We start from the raw sequence: 9,974 nt of genomic DNA, 5'->3' as shown, positions 1-9,974 counted from the left end.
CGAGGGGGCCGACCGGGAGGAAGGGCCTGGCGGGGCAGCGCTCAGAGGCCCGGGCGCCCTGGTCGCCGGGCCGCCGTGCTCTCAGGCCAGGCGGGCGCTGCGGCGCGGGGTCGTCATGGCGCCCGTGATCGCGGCGATGATCTCCTCGTAGCTCGTGCCCGGTCCCGAGAAGCTGCCGTTGTTGCGCCCGTGGCGCAGCACCTCGATCCGGTCCGCGACCGCGCGCACGTCGGTCATGTTGTGGCTGATGAGGATCACGGCGTGGCCCAGGTCGCGCAGGCGCTCGATGTGGGTCAGGACCTCGGCCGTCTGCGACACCGACAGCGAGGCCGTGGGCTCGTCGAGCACCACGATGCGCGGGTCCCCGAGGAGCGTGCGGGCGATCGCGACGCTCTGGCGCTGCCCGCCCGACAGGTCGGAGACGAGCGTGCGCACCGAGGGGATGCGGGACGTGAGGTCGCGCAGGATGCGCCGCGCGTTCTCCTCCATCGCGGCCTCGTCGAGCCGCGGACCCTTGTGGAGCTCTCGCCCGAGGTACAGGTTCGAGACCACGTCGAGGTTGTCGCACAGCGCGAGGTCCTGGAAGACGGTCGCGATGCCCAGCGCGTGCGCCGCGGCCGGGGACGGGATGGTGACCGGGACGCCGTCGGACTCGATGATGCCCGCGTCCGGGGTCAGCACGCCTGCGATGACCTTGGCGAGCGTCGACTTGCCCGCGGCGTTGTCGCCCACGAGCGCGACGACCTCGCCTCGTCGCACCTCGAGGTCGATGCCTTCGAGCGCGCGGACCGCGCCGAACGACTTGTCGATGCCGTGCAACGACAGTGCGGGGAGGGCGGAGGTGCTGCTCACGTCGTGTCACCTGTTCGTGCTCGGGCGCCCGAGGGCGTCGGGGGGCCGACCACGTCGTCGTGGTGCGGCGGTCGTGCGGTCCCGCGCTGCGCGCGGGCCGTCGTCGGTCGGGTGGTGGGACTCATCCGGTCGCTCCCGACCGGCTCGTGCCACCGGGGTCCGGAGGCGTCGACAGCCCGACCGGGCCCGGGGCGCCGGGAGCCAGGCGGACGTCGCTCGCGACGTCGGTCGACTGGAGCGCGAGCGCGAGCGCACCCATGACCTCGGCCTGAGGGCCGAGCTCGCTCAGCACGACCTCGACGGGCGCGATCGTGTTGGGCACGAGGTGCCGACGGACGGCGTCGCGCAGGGGGCCCGCGAGGATCTCGCCGGTCTCGGCGAGCTCGCCCCCCACGACGATGACCTGCGGGTTCATGGCGCTCGCGAGCGTGGCGACCGCGATGCCGATGCGGTCGCCCGCGTCGGCCACGACGCGGCTGCAGCCCGGGTCGCCGGCCAGCGCCCGGGAGATGACGTCGCGCAGCGTGAGGTCGCCGTGGCTCGAGCGCAGCAGGGCGAGGAGCGCGTCGGAGCCGACGATCGTCTCGAGGCACCCGCGGTTGCCGCAGCGGCAGATGGGACCCGCGGGGTCGACCTGGACGTGCCCGATCTCGCCGGCCGTGCCCGCGTAGCCGCGGTGGACGTTCCCGTTGATCACGACCCCCGCCCCGGTCCCGTACGAGACCCGGACGAACACCGAGTCGCGGACGGCCCGGGCCGCGCCGAGCTCGGCCTCGGCGAGCGCGGCGAGGTTCGCGTCGTTGTCCACCACGACGGGGCGGGCGAGCCGCTTGGACATGACCTGCCCGACGTGCAGGTCGTCCCAGCCGCGCATGATGCCGCGCACCGAGATCATCCCGGTCGAGATGTCGACCGGGGCGGGCAGGGCCATGCCGACCGTGAGGAGCTCGTCGGTCGAGGCGCCGACGCGTTCGAGGAGGTCCATGACGAGGAGCGCGGCGCGGTCCAGGCCCGTGTCGACCCGGTGGTCGACGGGCAGGGGCATCTGCTGCTCGGCCACGATCGTGCGGCCGAAGTCGCCGAGCGCGACCTTGAGGTGGCGGTGGCCGAACTGGATGCCGGCCACGAGACCGAGCTGGCGCGCGAGCGTCACCTTGAGGGCGCGACGCCCGGAGCGCGAGGTGGGTCGGGTGTCGACGACCCCTGCCTGGGTCAGCTCCTTGACGATGGTCGAGACCGTCGCCGTCGAGAGTCCCGTCGCTTCGGCGAGCTCGACCTGGGTGAGCCCGCCGTAGCGCTTCACCGCATCCACGATGCGTGTTCGGTTCGCTTCTCGGAGTGAGGTCTGCGAGCCGGGCGTGGACCGGTCGTTGTTCACAGGAAGGAGCGTACACGCTCCCGAGGGCCGCAGAAGTGAGGCAGGACGGGGATTCTGCGGGTGCCCAGGGGTGGTACCGCTTCCATCGTGAGTTCGAGTCTCGAACACAATTAGGTCACGAACTGATTACTGCGCTTGACGCTCGAACTCAAGGGTGGCTAGTTTCACTGCAGTGCCGACCGAGGCCACGCGGATTCCCTCCGCGGCTCGGAGGCATCCCGGGTCTCACAGCTGAGGCCCGCCCCCTGGTTCGAAGACGAAAGGGAATGACGATGACGTCTATGCGCAAGGCGGTCGCCGCAGCTGCCGGGATGACGCTGCTGTTCGGTGCTCTCACGGCCTGCAGCTCGGAGCGTGCGGGAGAAGAGTCCGGTGGTGGCGAGACGGGGACCGACACGCCCCTGATCGGTATCGCGATGCCCACCCGCAGCCTCGAGCGGTGGAACAACGACGGCGCCCACCTCGAGGAGCTCCTCGGCGGCGCGGGCTACGAGACCACGCTCCAGTACGCGGACAACAAGGTCGACCAGCAGATCACGCAGCTGCAGAACATGATCAACCAGGGTGCGGACGTCCTCGTCATCGCCTCGATCGACGGCACGGCCCTGGGCCCCGTCCTCGACGCCGCGGCCAAGGAGGAGATCCCGGTCATCGCCTACGACCGTCTGATCAACGACTCCGAGCACGTCGACTACTACGCGACGTTCGACAACGAGAAGGTCGGTACGCTCCAGGGCGAGTTCATCGCCGAGCAGCTCGGTCTGGCCGGCGGCGCCGGCCCGTTCAACCTCGAGCCCTTCGCCGGGTCGCCCGACGACAACAACGCCCGCTTCTTCTTCAAGGGAGCCTGGGACGTCCTGAGCCCCTACGTCGAGAAGGGCCAGCTCGTCGTCCCCTCGGGCAAGGCGCCCGCCACGGTCGACGACTGGACCACGATCGGCATCCAGGGCTGGGAGTCCGCCAAGGCCCAGTCCGAGATGGAGAACCGTCTCAACTCGTTCTACACCGACAAGAAGGTCGACGTCGTCCTGTCGCCCAACGACTCGCTCGCGCTCGGCATCGAGCAGGCGCTCGAGGGCGGCGGCTACACCCCGGGCGACGCCTGGCCGCTCGTCACGGGTCAGGACGCCGACGAGGCCAACGTCAAGAACATGCTCGCGGGCAAGCAGGCCATGACGGTCTGGAAGGACACCCGCACGCTCGGTGACCAGGTCGCCACCATGGTCCAGCAGATCATCGACGGCGAGGAGGTCGAGGTCAACGACACCACGACCTACGACAACGGCGTGAAGGTCGTGCCGTCGTACCTGCTCGACCCGCAGGTCGTCACGCCGGACAACGTCCAGTCGTCGCTCGTCGACTCCGGCTTCTACACGGCCGAGAAGCTCGGCCTCTGACCGGTCCGCGCCGTGCCCGGCCCCGGGACCCACGTCCGGGGCCGGGCACGGCGCGCCCGAGGTGAGCAGGACGAGCGACGAGGTGGCGCGGTCGGCCGACGGCCGCGCCACCGTCGACAGGAACGGACGAGTGAGGAGCTGACCCATGGCCAGCGAGAGCAACATCCTCGAGATGCGGGGGATCACCAAGGAGTTCCCCGGCGTCAAGGCCTTGCAGGACGTCACGCTGGACGTGCGTCGGGGCGAGGTCCACGCGATCTGCGGGGAGAACGGGGCCGGCAAGTCGACCCTGATGAAGGTGCTGTCGGGCGTCTACCCGCACGGCACCTACGAGGGCACGATCGTCATGGACGGCGAGACGTGCGAGTTCCGGACCATCCGGGACAGCGAGGCCCGCGGGATCGTGATCATCCACCAGGAGCTGGCGCTCGTGCCGCACCTGTCGATCGCGGAGAACATCTTCCTCGGCAACGAGAAGGCCTCCGCGGGGATCGTCGACTGGCACCGCACCACGAGCGAGGCCGCAGCGCTGCTCGAGCGCGTGGGGCTTTGGGAGAACCCCGCGACCAAGGCCATGGACATCGGGGTCGGCAAGCAGCAGCTCGTCGAGATCGCCAAGGCGCTGTCCAAGCGCGTGGACCTGCTCATCCTCGACGAGCCCACCGCGGCGCTCAACGACGAGGACAGCGCCCACCTGCTCAAGCTGATCGACGAGTTCCGCAGCCACGGGATCACCTGCATCATCATCTCCCACAAGCTCAACGAGATCGCCGCGATCGCCGACCGCGTGACGATCATCCGCGACGGCGCGACGATCGAGACGCTCGACCTGCACGGCGCCGAGCCCGTGACCGAGGACCGCATCATCCGCGGCATGGTCGGGCGCTCGCTCGACAGCCGCTTCCCGGACCACGAGCCGACCATCGGCGAGGAGGTCCTGCGCATCGAGGACTGGACGGTCCACCACCCGATCGACACCGACCGGGTCGTCGTCGACCACGCGAACCTGCACGTGCGGGCGGGCGAGATCGTCGGCATGGCCGGCCTCATGGGCGCAGGGCGCACCGAGCTCGCGATGAGCGTGTTCGGCCACTCGTACGGCTCCAGGATCTCCGGCAGCGTCTACAAGAACGGGACCCTCGTCCGCACGCGCAGCGTCAAGGAGGCCATCGCCCACGGGCTGGCCTACGCGACCGAGGACCGCAAGCGGTACGGGCTCAACCTCATCCAGACCATCCGCGAGAACATCTCGGCCTCGGCGCTGGGCAAGGTCTCGCGCTGGGGCGTCGTCGACTCGCAGGCCGAGACCCAGGTCGCCGAGCGCTACCGCACCGACTTCCGGATCAAGGCCCCGACGGTCGAGGCCGTCGTCGGGAAGCTCTCGGGCGGCAACCAGCAGAAGGTCGTCCTGTCGAAGTGGGTCTACTCCGACCCCGACGTCCTGATCCTCGACGAGCCGACCCGCGGCATCGACGTGGGCGCCAAGTACGAGATCTACGCGATCATCAACGCGCTCGCCGACGCCGGCAAGGCCGTCGTCGTCATCTCCTCCGAGCTCCCCGAGCTCATCGGCCTGTGCGACCGTGTCTACGCGATGAGCCAGGGCCGGATCACCGGCGAGGTCGCGCGCGCCGACGCCACCCAAGAAGCACTGATGCACTACATGACCATGGACAAGGGAGTCACCGTCCGATGAACGCCGTCAGGGAATACCTCGGCCGCAACGTCCGCCAGTACGGCATCGTCGCGGCACTGCTCGTGATCGTCCTGCTGTTCCAGGTCCTCACGGACGGACGACTGCTCTACCCGAACAACGTCGCGAGCCTCATCCAGCAGAACGCCTACGTGATGATCCTCGCGATCGGCATGGTCATGGTGATCGTCGCGGGGCACATCGACCTGTCGGTCGGCTCGGTCGTCGCGTTCGTGGGCGGCCTGTGCGCCATCATGATGAGCCAGTGGGACCTGCCGTGGCTCCTCGCCGTGGTCCTGTCCCTCGGGGTCGGGGCGCTCGTGGGGATGTGGCAGGGCTTCTGGGTCGCGTACGTCGGCATCCCCGCGTTCATCGTGACGCTCGCGGGCATGCTCATCTTCCGTGGCCTGGCGATCGTCCTGGTCGGCACCACGGTCGCCGGCCTGCCGAGCGGGTTCATCGCGATCAGCAACGGCTCGGTGCCCAACTGGTTCGGGTTCGTCGGGAACCTCGACGTCGTGACCCTCGTGATCGGCGCGATCGGGATCGTGGCCTTCGCGATCGCCCAGTGGCGCTCGCGGACCTCGCTGCGTCGCCACGAGCTCGCGGTCGAGCCGCTGCCCGCGTTCGTCGTCAAGATCGTCCTGGCCGCGGTGCTCATCGGTGTCGTCACGTACTGGCTCTCGCTCAGCTCGGGCGGCACGCCGATCGTCCTGCTCATCGTGGGCATCCTCATCATCGCGTACTCGTTCGTGCTCAACCGCAGCGTGTTCGGTCGGCACGTCTACGCGATCGGCGGGAACCGGCACGCCGCGGTCCTGTCGGGCGTCAACTCGCGCCGGGTCGACTTCGGCATCTTCGTCAACATGGGTGTCCTGGCTGCGGTCGCGGCCGTCATCACGACCTCGCGCGCCGGGGCCGGCGTGGCCGCTGCGGGCATGAACTACGAGCTCGACGCGATCGCCGCGTGCTTCATCGGCGGCACCGCGGTCGCGGGCGGCGTGGGACGCGTGTCCGGAGCCATGATCGGTGCGCTCATCATGGGCGTGCTCAACATGGGGCTGTCGATCATGGCGGTCGACGCCGCCTGGCAGCAGGCGATCAAGGGCCTGGTCCTGCTCCTCGCGGTCGCGTTCGACCTGCTGAGCAAGAGGCGCGCCGCACTCTCCTGATCCGTCGTGGGGGAGTCGCGGTGGGGGGACGTCAGGACGGGCGCACACCCGTCCTGACGTGACCGGACCAGCGGGGTGCGTGCGGCGAGAGCCGCGCGCACCCCGCTGTGCCGTGCCCGGACGCCCGACGGCGGAGCGCGCCACGGGCGCGTGGGCGACGGACCTGCCCGCCGGGGGCGAGGCCACGACTGCCGAGGGCGACACGACCACCTGACGGGCGCTCCGCCGTCGGGCCTGAGCAGGCCGCGGCGAGACCGGGACCCGGCGTGATGCGGACCACCTGCCGCCGCCCACCGACGTGGGCTAGGATCGTGCACGTCGCGACTGGCGCACCCGCGCCCCGCACGCCGCCCTCCGGGGAGGCCGCGGGACGGACGGGGATGGTGGATCACCACCGGGGAGCGGCATGCTGTGTAGACGACGGGTCGTTCGCCTGGGCCCCGGGTCGCCCCCTGTGGGGACGTGCCCGGATAGAGCACGCCTCCCCACGAGACCGTCATCCGCAGACAGAACCCAAGGAGACGCATGAGCGCCCAGCCGGACAACGTCCTGAACCAGTCCCTGCTCGAGGTCGACCCGGAGATCGCCGCGGTCCTCGACGGGGAGCTCGCACGCCAGCGCGACACCCTCGAGATGATCGCGTCGGAGAACTTCGTGCCGCGCGCCGTCCTGCAGGCGCAGGGCTCCGTCCTGACGAACAAGTACGCCGAGGGCTACCCGGGCCGCCGCTACTACGGGGGCTGCGAGCAGGTCGACGTCGCCGAGAACCTCGCGATCGCGCGCGCCAAGTCGCTGTTCGGCGCCGAGCACGCCAACGTCCAGCCCCACTCGGGCGCGACCGCCAACGCGGCCGTGCTGCACGCCCTCATCAACAAGGGCGACAAGATCCTCGGCCTCGAGCTGGCGCACGGCGGCCACCTCACGCACGGCATGAAGATCAACTTCTCGGGCAAGCTGTACGACGTGTCCGCGTACGGCGTGGACCCGCAGTCGTACCGCATCGAGATGGACGAGGTCCGCAAGACGGCCCTCGAGACCCGCCCCGACGTGATCATCGCCGGCTGGTCCGCGTACCCGCGCCACATCGACTTCGCGGCGTTCCGCGAGATCGCGGACGAGGTCGGCGCCAAGCTCTGGGTCGACATGGCGCACTTCGCCGGGCTCGTCGCCGCGGGTCTGCACCCGTCCCCGGTGCCCTACGCCGACGTCGTGTCCTCGACGGTCCACAAGACCATCGGCGGCCCCCGCTCGGGCTTCATCCTGTCCAAGGAGGAGTTCGCCAAGAAGATCGACTCCGCCGTGTTCCCGGGCCAGCAGGGCGGCCCGCTCATGCACGTCGTCGCCGCGAAGGCCGTGTCCTTCAAGATCGCCGGCTCCGACGCGTTCAAGGACCGTCAGGAGCGCACGCTGCGCGGCGCGAGCATCATCGCGGACCGCCTGGCCCAGCCCGACGTCGCCGAGAAGGGCGTGTCCGTCCTGACGGGCGGCACCGACGTCCACCTGGTGCTCGTGGACCTGCGCCACTCGGAGCTCGACGGCCAGCAGGCCGAGGACCTCCTGCACGCCGTGGGCATCACCGTGAACCGCAACGCGGTGCCGTTCGACCCGCGTCCCCCGCGCGTCACGTCGGGCCTGCGCATCGGTACGCCCGCGCTCGCGACGCGTGGCTTCGGCGACGAGGAGTTCACCGAGGTCGCCGAGATCATCGCGGCCACGCTCAAGGCCGGTGCGGGCGCCGACGTCGAGGGCCTGAGCGCTCGCGTGCGCAAGCTGACGGCGGACTTCCCGCTGTACCCGGGTCTGTCGCAGTAGTCACCCGTGAGCCGCTGAGTGCGGAGCACTTGTCGCTGATCCGCCCGATCCGCGACGAGCACTCCGCACCCAGCGGCCTGTTCGTCCCCGCCAGACCCTGAGGAGCCCCATGACCGCGCAGATCCTGGACGGCAAGGCCACGGCCGCCGCCATCAAGTCCGAGCTCAAGACCCGCCTCGTCGGCCTCGCCGAGCGGGGCGTCGTGCCGGGACTCGGCACGCTCCTGGTCGGCGACGACCCCGGTTCGCAGTGGTACGTCGCGGGCAAGCACCGCGACTGCGCAGAGATCGGGCTGTCCTCGATCCGTGAGGACCTGCCCGCCGAGGCCACGCAGGAGGAGATCGAGGCCGCGGTCCGCCGCCTCAACGACGACCCCGCGTGCACGGGCTACATCGTGCAGCTCCCGCTGCCGAAGGGCATCGACACCAACCGCGTGCTCGAGCTCATCGACCCCGACAAGGACGCCGACGGGCTGCACCCGACCAACCTCGGCCGCCTCGTGCTGCGCGTCAACGAGGAGGTCACCTCGCCGCTGCCCTGCACGCCGCGCGGCATCATCGAGCTCATCGAGCGCCACGGGATCTCGCTCGTGGGCAAGGAGGTCGTGGTCGTGGGCCGCGGCGTGACCGTGGGCCGCTCGATCGGCCTGCTCCTCACGCGCCGTGCGGTCAACGCGACCGTGACCCTCACGCACACGGGCACCCAGGACCTGGCCTCGCTCGTCCGGCGGGCCGACGTCGTCGTGGCCGCCGCGGGCGTCAAGGGCATCATCACGCGCGACATGGTCAAGCCGGGCGCCGTCGTGATCGACGTGGGCGTCTCGCGCGAGGTCGACGAGGAGACCGGCAAGAGCCGCGTCGTCGGTGACGCCGACCCGGCCGTGGCCGAGGTCGCGGGCTGGATCTCCCCGAACCCCGGCGGCGTCGGGCCCATGACGCGCGCGATGCTCCTCGCCAACGTCGTCGACTCGGCCGAGCGCGCTGCGGGGATCACCGCCTGAGCCTGCGGTTCCTCGGGCACGTCAGGACGGGCGCGACCTGCGGGTCGCGCCCGTCCTGACTTTTCTGACGCCCTGTCGTGCTGCGCGCCCGAGCAGGACTAGTGTTCCGCCATGACCCCCGCGTCCCGGGCAGGGGGAGACGACGGCACCGTTGCCGTCGTCCCCGCCCCCCTCGTCGTCCCCCGTCCCGTGCGCCGCGCGCGCTGGAGCGCCACGGCCGCCTACGCGGCGCAGGGCTTCGGCTTCGCCGTGATGCTGACCAACGTCCCCACGTACGAGCGCTACCTGGGCATCGGCCCCGACGTCATCACGCTCGTGATCCTCGGGGTCTGCGTGTGCGCGGGGACGGGCAGCGCGCTGTCCGGGTGGTTCGCCGCCCGGTTCGGTTCGGCGCGCGTCGTGACCGGTGGGCTCCTGGTGGCAGCCGCCGGGATCCTCGCGGTCGGGCTGAGCGCGGGGGCCGGGCTGCTCGCGACGTTCTTCCTCGCGTTCGCGGTGTACGGCGTGGCGCTCGGGTCGGTCGACGCCTCGACGTCGATGCAGGGCATCGACGTGCAGCGCGCCTACGGGCGCAGCCTCATCGCGTCGTTCTTCGCGGCCAACGCCGCGGGCGGGGTCGTCGGGTCGCTCTCGGTGTCGGGGGCGGCGGGGCTGGGGATCGCGCTGCCCG

Annotated in this window: 8 protein-coding genes and 1 riboswitch; of the genes, 6 read left to right on the top strand and 2 right to left on the bottom strand. The window is 70.8% G+C overall.

The annotated features are described in order from the left end of the window. Positions 1–81: 81 nt before the first annotated feature. Entirely contained in the window at positions 82–852 is a 771-nt protein-coding gene (locus OERS_RS19765) for an ATP-binding cassette domain-containing protein (RefSeq protein WP_056647650.1), read from the bottom strand. A 121-nt stretch (positions 853–973) separates the two neighbouring features. Beyond that, positions 974–2,230 carry an ROK family transcriptional regulator gene (locus OERS_RS19760; RefSeq protein ID WP_082608618.1) on the bottom strand — a complete coding sequence of 419 codons (1,257 nt, stop codon included), beginning with the start codon at positions 2,228–2,230 and terminating at the stop codon, positions 974–976. A 272-nt stretch (positions 2,231–2,502) separates the two neighbouring features. On the opposite strand from OERS_RS19760, the gene chvE reads away from it, so the two are divergent. The 6 genes from chvE to OERS_RS19730 form a co-directional block, all read left to right on the top strand. Continuing rightward, positions 2,503–3,627 (top strand): multiple monosaccharide ABC transporter substrate-binding protein, encoded by a 1,125-nt coding sequence (gene chvE, locus OERS_RS19755; RefSeq protein WP_082608647.1) that lies wholly within the window; start codon positions 2,503–2,505, stop codon positions 3,625–3,627. Positions 3,628–3,772: 145 nt separating this feature from the next. Beyond that, the gene (gene mmsA, locus OERS_RS19750) at positions 3,773–5,323 is read left to right on the top strand and encodes a multiple monosaccharide ABC transporter ATP-binding protein (protein ID WP_056647655.1); all 1,551 of its coding nucleotides are present in this window, start codon (positions 3,773–3,775) and stop codon (positions 5,321–5,323) included. Next, the gene (mmsB, locus tag OERS_RS19745) at positions 5,320–6,492 is read left to right on the top strand and encodes a multiple monosaccharide ABC transporter permease (RefSeq protein ID WP_056647658.1); all 1,173 of its coding nucleotides are present in this window, start codon (positions 5,320–5,322) and stop codon (positions 6,490–6,492) included. Before mmsA ends, mmsB begins: the two co-directional genes overlap by 4 nt. A gap of 355 nt (positions 6,493–6,847) precedes the next feature. Then, a riboswitch (ZMP/ZTP riboswitch) is annotated at positions 6,848–6,938 on the top strand. Between the two features lie 79 nt (positions 6,939–7,017). After that, a complete protein-coding gene (glyA, locus tag OERS_RS19740) occupies positions 7,018–8,304 on the top strand; it encodes a serine hydroxymethyltransferase (RefSeq protein WP_056647660.1) in 1,287 nt (428 codons plus the stop codon). Positions 8,305–8,413: 109 nt separating this feature from the next. Next, a complete protein-coding gene (locus OERS_RS19735) occupies positions 8,414–9,304 on the top strand; it encodes a bifunctional methylenetetrahydrofolate dehydrogenase/methenyltetrahydrofolate cyclohydrolase (RefSeq protein WP_056647662.1) in 891 nt (296 codons plus the stop codon). Between the two features lie 111 nt (positions 9,305–9,415). Continuing rightward, a partial coding sequence (locus OERS_RS19730) for an MFS transporter (protein WP_139107959.1) occupies positions 9,416–9,974 on the top strand: 559 nt, incomplete at its 3' end.

It is taken from the genome of Oerskovia enterophila, from assembly GCF_001692445.1.
GTDB lineage: Bacteria > Actinomycetota > Actinomycetes > Actinomycetales > Cellulomonadaceae > Oerskovia > Oerskovia enterophila.
Note: the sequence above shows the minus strand (reverse complement) of the source record. Positions and strands in the feature narration are given on the sequence as shown.